The organism is Pseudonocardia sp. C8, from assembly GCF_014267175.1.
Lineage (GTDB): Bacteria > Actinomycetota > Actinomycetes > Mycobacteriales > Pseudonocardiaceae > Pseudonocardia.
In genome coordinates this window covers 6,039,493-6,055,102 of record NZ_JACMTR010000002.1, presented here as the reverse complement: position 1 = coordinate 6,055,102, position 15,610 = coordinate 6,039,493, and the positions used below count along the sequence as shown (strand labels likewise).

At 76.6% G+C, this 15,610-nt stretch carries 13 protein-coding genes; 6 read left to right on the top strand and 7 right to left on the bottom strand.

Going from position 1 to position 15,610, the window contains the following annotated elements; translation table 11 throughout:
- Nucleotides 1-8: 8 nt before the first annotated feature.
- Together H7X46_RS28750 and sbnB are read left to right on the top strand one after the other, a co-directional pair.
- Nucleotides 9-986 (top strand): TauD/TfdA family dioxygenase, encoded by a 978-nt coding sequence (locus H7X46_RS28750; RefSeq protein WP_186362317.1) that lies wholly within the window; start codon nucleotides 9-11, stop codon nucleotides 984-986.
- Entirely contained in the window at nucleotides 983-2,050 is a 1,068-nt protein-coding gene (gene sbnB / locus H7X46_RS28745) for a 2,3-diaminopropionate biosynthesis protein SbnB (protein ID WP_186362316.1), read from the top strand. The genes H7X46_RS28750 and sbnB overlap by 4 nt, the downstream gene beginning before the upstream one ends.
- A gap of 5 nt (nucleotides 2,051-2,055) precedes the next feature.
- Here the strand turns inward: sbnB and H7X46_RS28740 are convergent, their stop codons facing one another.
- Nucleotides 2,056-2,547, bottom strand: a complete 492-nt coding sequence (locus tag H7X46_RS28740) for a hypothetical protein (RefSeq protein ID WP_186362315.1) — start codon at nucleotides 2,545-2,547, stop codon at nucleotides 2,056-2,058.
- A 105-nt stretch (nucleotides 2,548-2,652) separates the two neighbouring features.
- On the opposite strand from H7X46_RS28740, the gene H7X46_RS28735 reads away from it, so the two are divergent.
- The 3 genes from H7X46_RS28735 (at nucleotide 2,653) to H7X46_RS28725 (ending at nucleotide 5,252) form a co-directional block, all read left to right on the top strand.
- A complete protein-coding gene (locus H7X46_RS28735; RefSeq protein ID WP_186362314.1) occupies nucleotides 2,653-3,357 on the top strand; it encodes a response regulator transcription factor in 705 nt (234 codons plus the stop codon).
- Nucleotides 3,357-4,634 (top strand): HAMP domain-containing sensor histidine kinase, encoded by a 1,278-nt coding sequence (locus H7X46_RS28730; protein ID WP_186362313.1) that lies wholly within the window; start codon nucleotides 3,357-3,359, stop codon nucleotides 4,632-4,634. Before H7X46_RS28735 ends, H7X46_RS28730 begins: the two co-directional genes overlap by 1 nt.
- A gap of 159 nt (nucleotides 4,635-4,793) precedes the next feature.
- A complete protein-coding gene (locus H7X46_RS28725) occupies nucleotides 4,794-5,252 on the top strand; it encodes a PepSY domain-containing protein (protein ID WP_186362312.1) in 459 nt (152 codons plus the stop codon).
- A 374-nt stretch (nucleotides 5,253-5,626) separates the two neighbouring features.
- Here the strand turns inward: H7X46_RS28725 and H7X46_RS28720 are convergent, their stop codons facing one another.
- The 5 genes from H7X46_RS28720 to H7X46_RS28700 form a co-directional block, all read right to left on the bottom strand.
- A complete protein-coding gene (locus tag H7X46_RS28720; RefSeq protein ID WP_186362311.1) occupies nucleotides 5,627-6,610 on the bottom strand; it encodes a DUF2399 domain-containing protein in 984 nt (327 codons plus the stop codon).
- On the bottom strand, nucleotides 6,607-11,109 hold the full coding sequence (locus H7X46_RS28715; protein WP_186362310.1) for a hypothetical protein: 4,503 nt from the start codon (nucleotides 11,107-11,109) through the stop codon (nucleotides 6,607-6,609). Before H7X46_RS28715 ends, H7X46_RS28720 begins: the two co-directional genes overlap by 4 nt.
- Entirely contained in the window at nucleotides 11,102-11,905 is an 804-nt protein-coding gene (locus H7X46_RS28710) for a hypothetical protein (RefSeq protein WP_255426239.1), read from the bottom strand. Before H7X46_RS28710 ends, H7X46_RS28715 begins: the two co-directional genes overlap by 8 nt.
- Nucleotides 11,902-13,353, bottom strand: coding sequence for a hypothetical protein (locus H7X46_RS28705; RefSeq protein ID WP_186362309.1), 1,452 nt, complete (start codon nucleotides 13,351-13,353; stop codon nucleotides 11,902-11,904). Before H7X46_RS28705 ends, H7X46_RS28710 begins: the two co-directional genes overlap by 4 nt.
- A gap of 65 nt (nucleotides 13,354-13,418) precedes the next feature.
- Nucleotides 13,419-14,405, bottom strand: a complete 987-nt coding sequence (locus H7X46_RS28700; RefSeq protein WP_186362308.1) for a P1 family peptidase — start codon at nucleotides 14,403-14,405, stop codon at nucleotides 13,419-13,421.
- Nucleotides 14,406-14,569: 164 nt separating this feature from the next.
- On the opposite strand from H7X46_RS28700, the gene H7X46_RS28695 reads away from it, so the two are divergent.
- Nucleotides 14,570-14,797, top strand: a complete 228-nt coding sequence (locus H7X46_RS28695; protein WP_186362307.1) for a hypothetical protein — start codon at nucleotides 14,570-14,572, stop codon at nucleotides 14,795-14,797.
- Between the two features lie 88 nt (nucleotides 14,798-14,885).
- Here the strand turns inward: H7X46_RS28695 and H7X46_RS28690 are convergent, their stop codons facing one another.
- Complete coding sequence (locus H7X46_RS28690) at nucleotides 14,886-15,608, bottom strand: SRPBCC family protein (protein ID WP_186362306.1); 723 nt, start codon at nucleotides 15,606-15,608, stop codon at nucleotides 14,886-14,888.
- Nucleotides 15,609-15,610 lie beyond the last annotated feature (2 nt).

The window sequence follows — 15,610 nt, the reverse complement described above, 5'->3', positions numbered from 1 at the left end:
AGACACCGATGTCCACCCCTTCCGCCCCGTCCGCCCGGCTCGACGTCGAGCTGCGCCCGGGCCGCCCGCCGCTCCTGCCGGCCGACGCCGTGCGCGGGATGGCCTGGGACGAGTTCCGGGCCGCGCTGCGCCACCTGGTCGTCGAGCACGGCGCCGTGCTGGTCCGCGGCTTCGGGCTGGCCAACCCCGGCGACGTCGAAGGCGTCTTCCGGGGGCTCGCCGACGGGCTGATGGCCGAGCGGGAGGCCTTCGCCGCCCGCACGGTCTACGCCGACGGCATCTACTCGTCCTCGACCTGGCCGGCCGCCCAGCAGATGTGCATGCACCACGAGCTGAGCTACGCCCACGAGTTCCCCGGCCTGATGCTGTTCGCCTGCCTGGTCGCGCCGTCCTCCGGCGGCACGACCGGGGTGGCCGACTCGCCGGGCGTGCTGGAGGCGCTGCCACCGGGGCTGGTGGACCGGTTCGAGCGGGAGGGCTGGCAGCTGGTCCGCAGCTACAACGCCGAGATCGGGGCGTCGGTCGCGGACTCGTTCGGCACCGACGACCGCGGCAGCGTCGAGGCCTACTGCCGGGCGAACGCGATCGAGTTCGCCTGGCAGCCCGACGGGGGCCTGTGGACCCGGCAGCACCGCCGCGCGGTCGTGCGGCATCCGGTCACCGGCCGCCGCTGCTGGTTCAACCAGATCGCGTTCCTCAACGAGTGGACCATGGAACCGGAGGTCCGCGAGTACCTGATCGACGTCTACGGGGCGGACGGGCTGCCGTTCACCACCCGGTTCGGCAACGGGGACCCGATCGACCGCGACGTCGTCGATCTGCTCACCGGGACCTACGAGCAGCACACCCTGCGCGAGCCGTGGCAGGCCGGGGACCTGCTGCTGGTCGACAACATCCGGACCGCACACGGCCGGGACCCCTACGACGGGCCGCGCGAGATCCTCGTCGGCCTCGGCGACCCGATGCGAGCAGGAGACCTCCGATGACCGGTGTCCAGGAATCCGCACCGTCCCCGGCGACGCCGGCGCTCGCCCCGCCGCCGTTCGCGGTGATCCCGGGCGGGCAGGTCCGGCGGGTGCTGCAGGGCCGCGAGCGCGACGTCGTCGACCTCGTCGAGGCCACCTACCGGCTGCACGGGGCCGGGGACTCGGTGAACCCGCCGTCGTACTTCCTGCGGTTCCCGGACCGGCCGAACGCGCGGATCATCGCGCTGCCCGCCTCGATCGGCGGGCCGGCCAGGACCGACGGCCTGAAGTGGATCTCCAGCTTCCCGGACAACGTGGCGGCCGGGCTGCCCAGGGCATCCGCCGTGCTGATCCTCAACGACCCCGCCACCGGCTACCCGTTCGCCGTGCTGGAGAGCTCGATCATCAGCGCGACCCGCACCGCCGCGTCGGCGGCGCTGGCCGCGGACCGGCTCTCCCGCGACCGGGCCCGGCCGGCCCGGGTCGGGTTCATCGGCACCGGGCTGATCGCCCGCTACATCCACACGTTCCTGGCCGGGACCGGGTGGACGTTCGACGAGGTCGGGGTGCACGACCTGGCCGCCGCCAGCGCGCAGGGGTTCCGCGGCTACCTGGAACGCTCCGGCGGGCCCGGGCGGATCACCGTGCACGACGACGCCGAGTCGTTGATCCGGTCCAGCGACCTGGTCGTGCTCGCCACCGTCGCGGCCCGGCCGTACCTGCACGATCCCGCCTGGTTCGCGCACAACCCGCTGGTGCTCAACGTGTCGCTGCGCGACCTCGCGCCGGAGATCCTGCTGGCGGGCGCGAACGTCGTCGACGACGTCGACCACTGCCTGAAGGCCGACACCTCACCGCACCTGGTCGAGCAGCTGACCGGGAACCGGGACTTCCTGGACGGGACGCTGGACGACGTCATGGCCGGCCGCGTCACGCTGCCCACCGACCGGCCGGTGGTGTTCTCGCCGTTCGGGCTGGGCGTGCTCGACCTCGCCGTCGGCCGGTACGTCTACGACGAGGTCGTCCGGGCCGGCGAGCTCACGGTGATCGAGGACTTCTTCCACGAGCTGAGCCGGCACGGATAGCGGGCTCAGCCCTCGCCGAGGGTGCTGACCCGGCCCGCCGGGACCCCGTTCGTGCAGCTCAGCGCCACGCGCACGTCGAGGTCGTCGCCGTCGAACGCCACCTGGCCGGCGGCGACGTCCTCGTCGTCCTCCCGCTCGAAACCCTGGGCCGGGTTCACCGAGACCACCCGGGGGGTCCCGCCCTCGCAGCGGACGAGGACCGTCCCGGCCGGCCCGGCCGGCACCACCCGGGCCTGTGCCTGCGGCGCCGGACGCGCGGCCGGCGGCTGCGTGGCCGGCGGCTGCGGCGCGGGCTGCCGGTGCTGGGCGGCGGCGTGCCGGGCCAGCGCGGCCTCGACCTCCTCCGCGGCCAGCGGCCGGACCGGGTCGCCGCCGGACAGGCCGCTGCCGATCTGGCCGACCGCGGTCAGCCCCAGCAGCAGGGCACCGGCCGCTGCGGCGACCCACAGACCGGCGACCAGCCCGGTCCGGGTGGTGCGCGTGCTCCGACGGTTCACGCCCCCAGCATGCCCCGGGCGCGGGTTAACGCGGCCCTAAGACGGCCCCAAGCCGCACCCAGGAGCACCCGGTTCCCACCTCCGGAGCGGATAGGTTGTCCTCCCGTGGCCCAGATCCTGATCGTCGAGGACGACCCCGCCATCCGCGGCGCGCTGATCCGCGGCCTCGGTGAGCGGGGGCACGCCGTCGGCTCCGCCCCCACCGCGATGGCCGGCCTCGAGGCAGCCGTCGGGCAGCGCCCGGACCTGGTCGTGCTCGACCTGGGACTGCCGGACATGGACGGCACGACGATGCTGCGGATGCTCCGCGGCGCCAGCACCGTGCCGGTGATCGTCGCGACCGCCCGCGACGACGAGGCCGAGATCGTCGCGGTGCTCGACGCCGGCGCCGACGACTACCTGGTCAAGCCGTTCGCCGCCGCCCAGCTCGACGCCCGCATCCGCGCCGTCCTGCGCCGGCTCGGGGACGGCGCACCCGACCCGACCGTCGTCGTCGGGGGGCTGTCGGTGGATCCGCGGTCGCGGCGCGCGCAGCTCGACGGGGCCGAGCTGGAGCTGACCCCGCGCGAGTTCGACCTGCTGCACCACCTCGCCGCCCGCGCCGACCAGGTCGTCAGCAAGCGGGAGCTGGTGACCGAGGTCTGGCAGCAGCCCTACGGCGGCGCCGACAAGACCGTCGACGTGCACCTGTCGTGGCTGCGCCGCAAGCTCGGCGAGACCGCCCAGCAGCCGCGCTACCTGCACTCGGTGCGCGGCGTCGGCGTCCGGCTCTCCGCACCGGCCACGCCCGCCGGTCCGGACGGGACCTGATGCGCCGCCGGATCCTGGTCCTGGTCGCGGCCACGGTGCTGCTGGTGCTGGTCGCCTTCGCGATCCCGCTGGCCACGCTGATCCGGACGGTCGCCGCGGACACCGCGCTGTCCGCCGCGACCGCGCAGGCCCAGACGCTGACCCCGGTGGTCGCCACCGCCGACCGGGCCACGATGGCGCCCACCGTCGAGCTGGTCGACGAGCGCACCCCCGCCCACGTCTCGGTGCTCCTGGCCGACGGGACGGTGCTCGGCGCCCCCGCACCCCGCAGCCGGCTGGTCGAGCTGGGACTGCGCGGGCAGAGCGCCTCCACCGAGGTCCCGGGCGGGCGGGAGATGGTGTTCGCCGTGCAGGGCGCGTCCGCCGGCAACGGGGTCATCCGGGTACTGGTCCCGGACGCCGAGCTGACCCGCGGGGTCACCCGGTCCTGGCTGCTGCTGGCCGGCCTGTCGGTCGTGCTGCTGGCCGGGGGCCTGCTGGTCGCCGACCGGTTGGCCCGATCCCTGGTCGATGCCACCACCGACCTGTCGCAGGTGTCGGAACGGCTCGCCCGCGGCGACCTCGCGGCCCGCGCGGACCCGGACGCGCCGGCCGAGCTGGGCGTCGTCGCCGGGGCGCTCAACGGGCTCGCCGGGCGGATCTCGGAGCTGCTGCGCGAGGAGCGGGAGAACGTCGCCGACCTGGCGCACCGGGTCCGCACCCCGCTCACCGCGCTCCGGCTGGACGCCGAGACGCTGCGCGACCCCGACGAGGCCGCCCGCATCTCGGCCGGGGTGGACGGCGTGCAGCGCGCCGTCACCGGTGCCATCGAGCAGGCCCGCCGCCGGGGCGGGGAGACCCGCTCGGCCGACGCCGCCGCCGTCGTCCGGGAGCGGGTGGAGTTCTGGCAGGTGCTCGCCGAGGACACCGACCGGGCCGTGACCCTGGACCTCGCCGACGGCCCGCTGCCGGTCGGCTGCGCCCGCGGCGACCTCGAAGCCTGCGTGGACGCGTTGCTCGGCAACGTCTTCGCGCACACGCCGGACGGGACCGCGTTCGGCGTCGAGCTGGCCGGGCGGCCCGGCGGCGGGGCGCGGCTCGTCGTCTCCGACCACGGGCCCGGGCTGCCGCCGGGCGCCGATCCGACCTCGCGCGGGGTCAGCGGCGGCGGCTCGACCGGGCTGGGCCTCGACATCGCCCGCCGGACCGCCGACGCCGGCGGCGGGCGGCTGACCCTGCACGGCCCGCCCGGCGGCGGCCTGCAGGTCGTGCTGGAGCTGGCCGCCCCCGCCGACTGATCACGGACCGCCGGCTCCGCCACGGGTGAGCACGGTCACCGCAGCCCTAAGGCCGCCTTAGGGATCGCGCAGCGCGGCCTTGGTGCCCGCGGCGGCATCGTCGTTCCTGTCACCGGGGCCACCCCGGGACCAGCAGAAACGACACGGAGGAAGATCGCCATGCGTTCCAGGCTCACCGTCACGACCCTCGCCGCCACCGGCCTGCTCCTCGTCGGCGGGGGCACCGCGCTGGCCCTCGGCACGGACGGCGGGACGGCCGCCGCCGTCCTCCCCGCCGCCGTGTCCTCGGACGACGACGGGCCGGCCCCCGGCGCCCCGCAGCCGGCCGTCGACCGGGCCGCCGCGGAGCGGATCGCCCTGGAGCGGGTGGGTGGCGGCCAGGTCACCGAGGCCGGGTTCGACCGGGCCGACGACGACCGCGACGACGCGGGTGAGCCCGACGACCGGGACGACCGCGACCACTGGGAGGTCGAGGTCCGCAACGGCGCCGGCCAGCACGACGTGGACGTCGACGCCGCGACCGGCGAGGTTCTCGACCACGACACCGACGGCGACGACCGGGACGACGCCCGGGACGACCGGGACGACGACGCCCGGGATGACCGCGACGACGACTGATCACCCGGGGTACCCCGCACGGGCAACCGGGACCCCGGTCGGTGCGGGGTACCCCGCACGTGGAACCTGGTCCCGCCGCACGTCTCAATCCGTGCGGGATCGCGCCACGCGTGCGCGGTCCCGTCACCACGGGCCGCACGTCCCGGCCCGGCCGGCCACACACCTCTTCGCCGCAGCTCACACCCCCTTACCGCGGCTCACACCCTCTTGCCGCGGCTCACACCCGACACAACAGGTGTGCGGCCGGGTCAAGGGGTGTGAGGCTGGGCCGCCGGATGCGCGGCCGGGCCACCGGATGTGCGGCCGGGTCAACCGGCGTGCGGCCGGACCGCCGCGTGTGGCCGGGGAACCGTGGCGTCCGGCTCGCGTCGGTGTCAGGCGGGGTCGAGCCCGGCACGCCAGCCCCGGTCCGCCGCGAGCACCCGGCGCCCGACGGCCTCCTGCGCGAGCCGGTGCCCGGCGGCGAACAGCTCCCGCACCGGCCCGCGCAGCCCCGGGTCGAGCCAGTCCACGTCGGAGTGGTCGGCCGTCGGGGCCGGTGCGGGGCGGCCGTGCTCGAGCAGCTCCCGGTACAGGCCGGTCGCCGGGCGCACCGGCGGCAGCCCGTCCGCGACGGCCAGCGCCGACGCCCGCGCCGGGATCCGCAGCCCGGCGGCGTCGAGGTCGCCGAAGTAGCGGATCGCGGCCGGCGGACCGTCCACCAGGGACAGCACCGAGGACGTGAACGCGTTCCCCGCGCCCCAGGCCACCGCGCCGACCGGGCCCGGTTCGGCGCGCAGCGCGCGGGTCAGCGAGTGGACGGTGTCCGCGTTCTCCACCACCAGCAGCACCGGACCGTCACCGACCGGTTCCCGGTGCAGCGGCAACGCCACCCGGGCCGCGCGGAGGATCGCGAGGGTCAGCGGGGCCGGCAGGCCCGCGTCGAACGCCTTCTCGTCACCGGTGATCTCCAGCGCCCGCTCCCGCAGCGGCACCACCTCGGCTCCCGTCCCGCCGGCGAACAGCCACCGGTTCACCTGCCGCACCACCTCGGACGGGGACCGCAGGCCGTCCGCGCCGCGCATCTCCGGATGCCAGGGCTCGACGGCCCGGGGCCGCGCGGGCGCCGCGGCGGGCCGGGTCAGCCGGACCGACCGGGGCAGCGGCGGTGTCCCGTCGTCGGTGGCCTTCGACGGGACGAGCACGCCCTCGGCCTCGAGCTCGGCGACGGCCTCGGCGAGCATCCGGCGGGCGTCGACCGATCCCTGGGCCGACGGCAGCGCCTCGGTGAACGCGCGCCACAGCCCGGCGCGGTCGATCCGGGTCCGGCCGGTGGCGCGCAGGAGTTCCGCCAGGTCGCGGGCGCCGGGCGCGGTCACGCTCCCCCGCCCGCGCGTTCCGCGTCACCCGCCCGGTCGCCGTCCGCGCGTTCCGCGGAACGCGCCGGATCCGCCCGCGCGTCCGCGTCCGGGCGCCGGTAGACCCGGGCCGCGGTGATCCGTCCCCCCTCCTCGGCGCGGTCCGGGACCGAGCGGGTCACCCGCTCGTCGACCGAGAGGTACTTCCGCCCCGCCCGCAGGTCGGCGTCGTTGCGCAGCCGGATGAGCAGCGGGAACCCGGACAGCGCGCCGGCGTCGAACAGGCCCGTGGTGTAGACCAGCTGCACCCCGAGCGCCTGCGCGACCCCGAACTGCAGCTCCAGCAGGTACCCCGCCGAGGCCCGGCCGATCGGGTTGTCCAGGAACAGCACGCCGGCGTGCGCGCGGCGGCCGTGCCCGCGCTGGTGTGCCCGCAGCGCCGCCATCGTGCAGTACAGGACGATCGCCGCGGTCAGCTGCTGGCCGCCGGAGAACACGTCCTTGATCGCCGAGACGCGCAGCCGCTCGGTGCGCAGGACCGCGTCGGGCTTGAGCATCTCCACCCGGACGCCCTTCGGCATCGCGGCCCGCACCCCGCGCAGCAGCATCGACATGCCGTCCCGGCGGTCCCGGCCCTTCCCGGACGCGGCGGCCTCCGCCGTCCGGTCGACGACGACGCCGAGCTCGTGCCGCAGCGCCGCGTCCTCCAGCTCCTCGAACCGGATCCGCAGGAACTGCTGGCCGGACCAGTCGCCGAGGCCGTCGGGGAGCTGGGACAGCTTCTGCGCGAGCCGCACGGTCCGCAACGCCTCGCCGACCATCCCGGACAGCCGGGTGACGATCCCGGAGCGGTGCCGCTCGATGTTGCCGATGTCGTCGTCGAGCGAGCGCAGCCGCGGCCGCAGCGCCTCGATCCACTCCCGGGCCAGGCCCGGCATGTCGGCGCGGTCGACCCCGCCGATGTGCCGGTGCACCGGCGAGGTGAGGGCCGCGAACCGCGGGTCCTGGGCGAACCGGGCGACCGCGTCGACCCCGGCCTGCACCTTCCGCTCGGCCCGCCCGCGGTCGGCCGCGGCGTCACGCAACCGGGACTGGTGCTGCTTCAGCGCGGCGACGGCGTCGTCGACGTCGCCGGGGAACGGCACCCCACCCGGCTCCGGGGTCTCCTCCAGACCGTCGACGAGCCGGGCGAACCCGCGGGCCAGCTCGGTGGCGGTGCGGTGGGTCTCCTCGGCGGCCTGCCGGGCCCGGTGGGCGCGGTCCCGCTCCGCACCGGCCGCGTCCAGGTCCGCGGACGCGGTGCTCACCAGCTCGCGGCCGTGCTCGGCGTCGCGGGGCGCGTCGTACGGATCGATCGGACGTTCCCCGGCCGGGAACCGGTCGAGCTCGCGGCGGGCGACGGCCAGCTCGGTCGCTGCGTCGGCCCGGCGCTGCTCGGCCTCGGTGTAGGCGGTCCTGGCCTGCTCGGCGGCGGCGCGGCGGCTGGCGGCGTCGGCGCCGTCCGGGGTGTGCAGGAACGCGGTGGCCTCCTCCACCACCGAGCGCGGCAGGCCGTCGACCGGGACCCGTTTCGCGGCGGCGTCGGCCTCGGCACGTTCCAGCGCCCCGCGCAGGTCGGTGTCGACGGCGGCCGAGGCGTAGGCGTCGCGGGCCCGCTGGAAGGCGTCCCGCAGCTCCGGCAGCGGGGTGTCCGGGGCCTCCGCCGGGTCGGGTTCCTCCTCCAGGGGCAGCGTGGCCGCCTCGTCCCGCACGGTGACGGCGATGGCGTGCTGCCGGTCCCGGGTCCGCTGGGCGGCCGCCGCCTCCTGCCCGGCCCGCTCGGCGGCGGCACCGGCGGCGTCCGCCTCCTCCCGCAGGCGGGCGGCGTCGGCGGTACCGGTCCGCCGCCGTTCCTCCAGGCCGGTGCGGCGGGCCAGTTCCTCGCGCAGCGCGGCGAGTGCCTCGGCGCGCCGCCGGGCCTCGGCGGCGGTCCGCTCGAGGTCCGGCCGGTCGGCGGTGAGCCGGTCGGCGCGCTCGTCGAGCGCGGCGACCTCGGCGACGCTCGCCTCGTGGGCGCGCACCGCATCGTCCCGCTCCCGGGCCGCCCCGGCCGCGGCGTCGGTCAGCTCGTCCAGGGTCGGACGGCGGTCCCGGAGGGCGGCGAACCGGTCCCGCAGCCGCCGGTCGCCGTCGAGTGTGGACTCCAGCGCGGCGGTCCGGGCAGCCCGGTCCGCGGTCTCGGCGACCAGCCGGACCCGGACCCGTTCGGCGGCGTCCTCGTCGTGCAGTGCCGGGTTCGGCGGGACGACCAGCTCGATCCCCGGCGCGGCGCCGGCGTCGGCGGTCAGGGCCGCCGTGGACCCGACCGCGACCAGGCAGGCCGGCAGCAGCCGGGCCTCGTCGAGCTCCTCGCGCGCGCGCGGCGCGTCGGCGGGGTCGTTGAGCAGCACGCCGCCCGCCAGGTGCGGCAGCCGCTCCAGCACGGTCCCGCGGTCCCGGGCCGGGAGCATCGCCAGGTAGCGGCGCCCGGACCAGGCGGTGATCCCGGCCTTCTCGAGCACCTGCAGCACCGACTCGATCTCCGGCGGGTCGGGCAGCAGGCCGCCGTCGCCGAGCGCGTGCAGGGCGCGCTCGTCACGGCTCTGCTCGCCGAGCAGCGCGGTCCGCTCGCGTTCGGCCCCGCGGATCGCGGTGGTGAGCGTGTCGACGACGAGCGCGGCGTCGGCGTCCGGCCGGATCGTCTCCACGCCGAGCAGCTCGGCCGGGCGCGGCTCCGCGGCGAGCTCCTCGCTCTCGGCCGCGGCTGCCGCCCGGGCGGTCTCGGCGCTCGCGGCGGCGGCCCGGGCGGTGGCGGCCGCGTCCTGGGCCGCGGTGCGGCGGGCCTCGGCGGCGCGGCGCTCGTCGCGGATCGTGGCGGCGGCGCGGTCCGCGTCGGCCAGCGCGGTCGCGGTCGCGTCGGCGTCCCGGTCGGCGGCGACGGCCTCGTCGTCGACGTCGGCCGGGCCGGACCCCTCCTTCAGGTGCCCGGCGGCGACGGCGGCGGCGACCCGCCGGTCGAGATCCGCGAGCGACTCGGTGGCCTGGGCCGCCGCGCTCTCCGCGCGGGCGGCGTCGGCGGTGCGCTCGACCTGCTCCCGGTGGGCCGCCGCGGCGCGGTCCTCGGCGTCGGCGCGGGCCCGTTCGGCGGTGTCGGCGGCCTCGTCGGCCTCGGCGGCGGTCCGCAGCAGCGCCGCGGACAGCGCGCGGGCGGCGTCCTGCCGGGCCTGGAGCGCGGGCCGGGCCTTCTGCTCCTCCTCGTCGACCCGGGCCCGCAGCCGGGCGGCCTCGGCGGCGGCGACCCGGTGGGCCAGCACCGGCTCGGCGGCGTCCCGCACGGTCGAGCGGGCGGCGGCCTCGTCCCGCTCCCGGGTGGCGGCCCCGGCGACCCGTTCGGCGGCCTCGACGGTCAGCACCGCGGTCCGCCGTTTCAGCTCGCCGACGGTGTCCTGCAACCGTTCCGCCGCCCGGGTCGCCTCCTGCTCGGCCGCGACCGCCTGCTCGGCGTCCACCGCGGTCGTCCGCGAGCGGGCCTGTTCCGCGATCCGCCGCGCGGCGACGGCCGCGGCGGTGGCGCGCAGCGCGTCCCGGGCCTCGGTCTCCGCGGTCCGCGCGGCCGCGGCCGCCGTCTCGGCCTCCACCATCGGCTCGAGCCGGGACAGCGTGCCGTCGACGAACTCGCGCTCGGTCTCGAGCTGCTCGCGCTGGGCCAGCCGGTCGGCGTAGCCGGCGACGAGCTCGGCGACGTTCTGCGGCTCCTCCGGATCGAGCACGGCACGCAGCAGGAAGTCGACGAACGCCTCGTCGCTGGCGAACGAGAACGCCTCCGCCGCCTCGCCCTCGCCGGCGTTCATGGCCCGCTGGTAGCGGAACAGCTCCGGGTCCAGCCCGACGTCGACGAGGTGCCGCGTCCAGTCCCGGTGCCCGGTCTCCCAGGCCAGCTCGGCCTCGGGGTGGTCACGGTGCGCGGCGTGCACCCGCTCCTTGAACGACGCCAGCGTCACCCGCCGCCGCTCGTGGGTGAACGGCAGGTCGTCCATCCCGAACCCGTGGCCCGGCCGGAACGCGTACCAGGCGTCGGCGAGCTTCTCCGGGTCCGACGACGCGACGTGCCCGCGCCACTCGGAGGCCTTGCCGGTGACCAGCAGCCGGCCCGTCTCCACGTGCATCCACTCGCAGACGACGTGCGCCACGTCCTCGGCGAGCACGAAGTTCTCCAGCACCGTCGTGCTGGTCGTCCCGACGACCTGGCGGCGGCCCGGCAGGAGCACCGAGAAGATCAGCTTGAGCAGGACGGACTTGCCGCCGCCGTTCTCCAGGAACAGCACCGACGCCGGCGACGGCCGCCGCGGGGTGCCGCGGTCGAGCTGGTCGGGCGCGAACAGGTCCTCCTGCACGGCCACCTTCACCGGGCGGCCGACACCGCGCAGGTCGAGCGTGACGTCCTGGTAGCGGGCCGCGGTGGGGCCGACCGAGAACAGGCGGGCGCGGGTCAGCTCAAACATCGTCGCCTCCGGCTCGTGAGTGGTCCGGTGCGTCCAGACCCTCCGATCCACTCACGAGCGACGGAGTCGCCGAGCCCGCGGGGAGCACGTTCAGCGACAGCAGCTCGTCGAACGCCCGCTGGGCGGCCAGCTCCCGGACCTGGACCTGGTAGCGCGGTGTCGTCCGGTAGGCGCCCTCGGCGCCGACCGGGACCAGGAAGCCCTGGTCGGCGAGGAACCGCAGCGCCTTCCCGACGATCCCGCGGGTGGTGGACTCGCCGGCCCGGCCGTCCTTCGTGGCGGTCGCCTCCGGCCGGCGCAGCCACACCCGCCAGACCTCCTCCAGCTGCGGCGCGTCCGACTCGGGGTCGGGAGGCCCGGCGGCGCGCTCGTTCAGCACCCGGCACGCCTCCCGGACGGCGCCGTCCACCAGCTCGACCGAGACGCGCCCGACGTAGGAGTCGTCGCCGAGGTCGTCGGGGCGCGGGTAGGCCAGGGCGGCGACGGCGAGGTGCGCGATCCCGTGCAGCACCTTGTCGGCCTGCCGGTTCGCCAGCGCCGTGCGTCGGGCGTAGGAGTCCATCCGGATCTCGAACACCGAGCCCTCGGTCGCGGCCAGCACGATCCCCGGCGCGGTGTCGACGGCGAGCACGACGAGACCGAGCCCGGACGCGACCCGCTGCACGGTGTCGCGGAAGTCGTCGTCCTCGCGGTAGCGGCGCACCAGGTCGGCGTAGTCGGGGTCGCGGCCGGGTAGCGCCTTGGGCCGCATCCCGAAGGCGACGAGCCGGGCGGCGGTCTCGACATCGGTCCTCATCGCGCCTCCCCCTCGACGGCGGCGACGGCCAGCAGCAGGTCCGACCCGCCGAACTCCGGGTCGTCCAGCACGGTGCCGTCGTCGACCGCGACCAGCACCGACGGGTCGCCCTGGGTGCGGGCGGTGCCGATGGACGTCCCGACCGCGTGCACGGCGCGCAACGCGACCAGCTGCGGCAGGTCCGCGCCCGCCGCCCGGGCCCGGGCGAGCGCGGTGGACAGCCGGACCGGGGCAGCGTCTCCGTCCCGCCCTCCCCGCGGCAGGACGGCGTCGGTGGCCGCCCAGGTGTCCTCGCCGAAGCGTTCGGCCGGCTGGGGCGCCAGCTCCGGCTCGGGCACCTCCGCGCCGAACGGGTCCCGGTCGGTGGGCGGGGTCAGCAGGGTCTCCACCAGCCCGCCCAGGCTGGGCACCAGCGGGGTCCCGACCCCGGTCCCGGCCGCGAAGTACGCGGTCACCGGGTCGTGCGCGGCCTCCACGGTCAGGCCCAGGGACGGCCGCAGGAGCTGCCCGAACACGTCGACCGCGGCCCGCTTCGGGCGGCCCGAGAACTGCTGGCGGTCCTGCTCGGCCCGGAACGCGGTCCCGGCCTCCTGCAGCCGGGCCTGCAGCTGGGTGTGCCGCTGGATGCAGTCGTCGACGACCGCGACCAGCTCCGCCGCCTGCCGCCTGCGTCCGGGCTCGGTCGCCTCGTCGCGGGCGTCGGCGATGTTCGCCTTGATCACCGTCTCGGCCCGGTAGCGGGCCTCGATGTGGGTCAGCGCCTCGTCCAGCAGCTGCGGCACGGCGTCGAGCCAGTCCACCGAGCGGACGTCGCGGCGGGTCGCCTCCAGCTTGCGGCGCAGCGACTCGGCGTACTGCACGGTGCGGTAGCGGGCCTGCTCCGCAGCCAGCCGCGCGTCACCGAGCCGGCCCCGGCTGATCAGCGTCTCGAGCTTGGTCTCGGCCGCCTCCTGGGCGGACTCGACGTCGGTGTCCAGCGCCCCCACCAGCACGTTGATCGCCTCGTCGGACGCGCGCAGGTACACCCCGCCGTCCGGGGCCGCGACCTCGACCAGCAGCTTGAAGTCGAACCGGCGGCGCACGTAGCGCCCGTCGGCGTCGGTGGCTCCGTACTCGACGGCGAACCCGCGGTCGATGCTGCCGACGTTGATCAGGTTGTCGATCACCCACTGGGCGACCCTGGCGTGCTCCTCGCGGGGCGCGTCCGGCACCTGGGCCGCGACCACCGGCAGCAGCCGCCGGACGACCTCGGCGTGGTCGGCACCGTGGTCGAAGTCCATGGCCAGGGTGACCTGGTCGATGGCCTGCAGGCCGATCTCGGCCATCTGGTAGGCGCCCGCGTCCCACTCGAGCCTGCCCTTGCGGGCGTCGAGGTCGTGCAGCGGCGCCGTGCAGGCCAGGGCCTTCAGCCGGCGCGCCACTCCCTCGTCCGGGCTGATGGTCGACACCCCGACGACTGTAGTTCGGGCCCGTGGCGGCCCCGGACCGGCGTCGGGCGCCGGGGGTTCGTTCCTCAGCCGATCAGCGACCGGTACGACGGCCGGTCCGGCGCGGCGTCGGCCGCCAGCAGGGCGTGCGCCACCGCCCGCGCGGTGACGTCGGCCGCGGCGGCCTGCAACGCGAACGTCCCGGCCGCGTCCGGGACCGGGGCGGTGCCGGTGGCGAGGGCGAACGCGCAGTCCCCGTCCCGGATCGTGTGCACCGGGTGGACGGAGCGGGCGAGGCCGTCGTGCGCCATGGTGGCGAGGCGGGTGCAGCCCGCCTTGTCCAGCGCCGCGTCGGTGGCGACGACGACCAGCGTCGTCGCCGTCCCGAGCGGGTTGTGGTGCCGGGCGTACAGCTCCGCGAGCCGGGCGGGTGGCGCGGTGCCGGCGCCGAACTCGCCCGGCGCCCCGTACCGGGCGCCGAGGACCTCGCCGCTGGTCAGGTCGGTCGCCGAGCCCGCGGAGTTGAGCACGACGAGCGCGGCGACGGTCTCCCCGGTGTCCAGGACCGCGGACGCCGACCCGATGCCGCCGCGCAGCCCGCCGGCCACCGCGCCCGTACCGGCACCGACCGAGCCCTGCTCCACCGGGCCGGCGTGCGCGGCGTCGTAGGCCGCCGCGCCGGTCGCCGCGGTCGGCCGCGCCGCCGGGTCACCGCCGCGGCCCAGGTCGAACACCACCGCGGCCGGGACGATCGGGACGACCGCGCCCGGCACGGGGAACCCCTCGCCGTCGCGTTCCAGCCGGGCCATCACCCCGGACGCGGCGTCCAGGCCGTACGCGCTCCCACCGGACAGCGTGATCGCGTGCACCCGCTGCACGGTCGCGGTCGGGGCCAGCAGGTCGGTCTCCCGGGTGCCGGGGGCGGCGCCGCGGACGTCCACGCCGGCCACCGCCCCACCGGGCGGGGCGAGCACCACGGTCGTGCCGCTGCGCGCTCCCGGGCCGGTGAGCGCGGCATGCCCCACCCGCAGCCCGGTCACGTCGGTCAGCCCGTTACCCGCACCCGCATGCATCCGTTCCTCGCCTCCGGCCACACGTCCGGGTGGAACCCGCCGCAGACGTCCACTGGGAGTGGACACCGTCACTTCGGTCACTACGATCTTCGTCACATCACGGCCGGGACCACCGCCGCACCGGGACCCGGTCCCGATCACCCGACACGCAAGGAGATCATTTCATGAAGACCGTGACCCGAGCCGCCGTCGCCGGTTCCGCCGCAGGCTGCCTGCTGCTGGCCGGAGGGGCCGCGGCGTGGGCGGCCGCGCCCGCCACGATGCCGACGTCGTCCCCCGCCGACTGCCTGGCTCCGGCGTTCGCCGATCCCGCCGGCGCCCTGACCGGCACGCTCGAGGACCCGGCGGGCACCCTCGAGGCCGACGCGGAGTGCCTCAGCGGCGGCGGCTGACCCGGCCGACCGGACGGACGTACGGCACGGGCCGGCTCCCCCTCGCGGGAGAGCCGGCCCGTCGCGTGTCGCCAGGACCCGGCTCGGCTCAGTCCTCCTTCTTCCCCCCACGGGCCCGCTTGAGGACCACGAACAGGAGCAGGAGGACCCCGAGGCCGCCGAGCACCGGGGCGAGGCGCTTCAGCACCGGGGCGCCGGCCGAGTCGAGCAGGTCGATCGCCTCGACCGGCTGGCTCTGCGGCTGGACCGCGGGGGCCGGGGTGGCCGTCGCGGCCCGCTCGCCGGGTGCCGGGGGGACCGCCGGGATCGGGCCGGTCTCGTCGGCGGCGTGCTTCGGGCCGGAGCCGTTGGTCGACGTCGTCGCCGGCCCGGTCAGCTTGTCCGCCACGCACGTCGAGAACTGGCCGATGATCTTGTCGGCGACGTCGGAGATGACACCGCGGCCGAACTGCGCCGGACGGCCGGTGACCGTCATGTCGGTGACCATCGTGACCTCGGTCTTGTCCGGGCCGTCGGCGACCATCGTGCCGGTCACGACGGCCTTCGCCGTGCCGTTGCCGCGGGCGTCCCGGCCCGAGGCGTCGATGACGACCTTGTGGTTGGCGTCGTCACGCTCGATGTAGGTGCCCTTCCCCTTGTAGGTCAAGGAGATCGGGCCCAGCTTGACCTTCACCGTGCCCTGGAACGAGTCACCCTCGTACTCGGTCAGGGTCGCCCCGGGGAAGCACGGAGCGATCAGCTCCGGGTCGTTGAGTGCCTTCCAGGCGTCCTCGATCGGCGCCGCGATCGTGAACTTGTTCTCCAGCTGCATCT